General features: G+C 43.2%; 3 pseudogenes. All 3 read left to right on the forward strand.

Features of this window, described 5'->3' with window-relative positions:
* A pseudogene (locus CXF78_RS16420) lies at nt 1–362 on the forward strand (electron transport complex subunit RsxC); the annotation flags it as partial.
* 2 nt (nt 363–364) lie between these two features.
* Nucleotides 365–1415 (forward strand): annotated as a pseudogene (gene rsxD / locus CXF78_RS16425) (electron transport complex subunit RsxD).
* A 2-nt stretch (nt 1416–1417) separates the two neighbouring features.
* A pseudogene (locus tag CXF78_RS16430) lies at nt 1418–1750 on the forward strand (electron transport complex subunit RsxG); the annotation flags it as partial.

Raw genomic sequence — 1750 nt, forward strand, 5'->3', positions numbered from 1 at the left:
CTACCGAGAAAAATGTCGTAGACGGGGATCAGCCTAGCGATACCATAAACAAAGTGAACCGAGCAATCGAAATTGATACAACAATTGCAGTAACACCTGTCGATGACAAAAAGGCTAGAATTGCTGCCGCTGTTGCTAAAGCGAAAGCCAAGAAAGCGGCATTAGCTAGTGATTCTAGCGCGACAAATGACGTAGACGGCGTTCAGACTCGCGATACGGTAAACGAAGTGAACCCAGCAATCGAAATTGATACAACAATTGCAGCAATCCCAGTTGATGACAAAAAGGCTAGAATTGCTGCCGCGGTTGCTAAAGCGAAAGCCAAGAAACTCGCTAACAGTGCTAAGCAAGAGGAACTATAACTATGGCATTTAAAATTGCCTCATCTCCACATGTCAGCACAACGTTACACACCAATACGGTAATGAAGCGTGTGGCGCTATGCCTTATTCCAGGTATTGCAGTACAAAGCTATTATTTTGGTTATGGCACGTTAGTTCAATTATTACTCGCAATTACGGTGGCTTATTTAGCGGAAGCGGCGGTAATGAAACTACGCAATAGAAATATTACCGCCACCTTAACGGATAACAGCGCATTGGTTACCGCAAGCTTACTTGCGGTTGCAATCCCGCCATTAGCGCCTTGGTGGTTAATTGTCATAGGAACATTATTTGCTATCGTTATTGTTAAACAACTTTACGGGGTTGGGTAATAATGTCTTTAATCCGGCTATGGCCGCTTACGTCCTGTTACTGATTTCATTTCCGGTACAAATGACCTCTTGGGTTGCCCCTCAAACCTTAACGGTCAATTACGCTGATATGTTGCATACCTTCAACAGTATTTTTCAATTAAATGCAGGTTATGCAGCAGATTTTTTCCATTTGGCGATTGATGGCACTACCATGGCAACGCCGCTAGACACATTAAAAACAGACCTTTCTATGGGGCTTACCACAACAGAAAGTATGACTAAAACCATCTTCTCTGGTAGTGTTGGCGAAGGTTGGTTTTGGGTCAATATGGCCTATCTTATGGGTGGCCTGGTGATGCTAAAGCTTAAGGTGATACGCTGGCACATTAGCGGCGCAATTGTGCTGACATTATTTGTCTGTGCCAGTATTGGTTTTTTGATCAGCCCAGACACCTTCGTTAGTCCGTTAATGCATTTATTTTCGGGAGGAACCATGCTGGCGGCATTTTTCATAGCCACAGATCCCGTTACCGCTGCAACAAGCCCTAGAGGTCGACTTATTTTTGGTGCCATGATCGGCTTACTCATATACTTAATACGAACATTTGGTGGCTATCCTGATGCTGTCGCATTCGCGGTGTTATTAGCCAATATGTGCGCACCATTTATTGATTATTATGTGCGCCCACGCAGTTATGGTCATCGAGTAGGAAATTAATAATGTCTATTTTAACAACTAACCCGATGATTAAAAATGGTCTGTTACTGGGCCTGTTTGCCTTATGTTGCACAGGCCTAGTTGCATTAGTCAATGCGCTAACCAGTGACACCATATTATTGCAACAGCAAAAACAATTAACCTTAACGCTGAACCAAATTATTCCAACTGAATTACACGACAATGTACTCAGTGAGCAATGCATTTTGGTTAACTCTCCGGAGCTTTTAGGCACTAAAGCAGACTTACCGGCATATCTTGCCTATAAAAATGAACTGCCCGTAGCCATCGCGATAGAAGCTATTGCACCAGATGGTTATAACGGTGAAATCAAA

The organism is Shewanella sp. 11B5 (assembly GCF_002836795.1).
Classification (GTDB): Bacteria; Pseudomonadota; Gammaproteobacteria; order Enterobacterales; family Shewanellaceae; genus Shewanella; species Shewanella frigidimarina.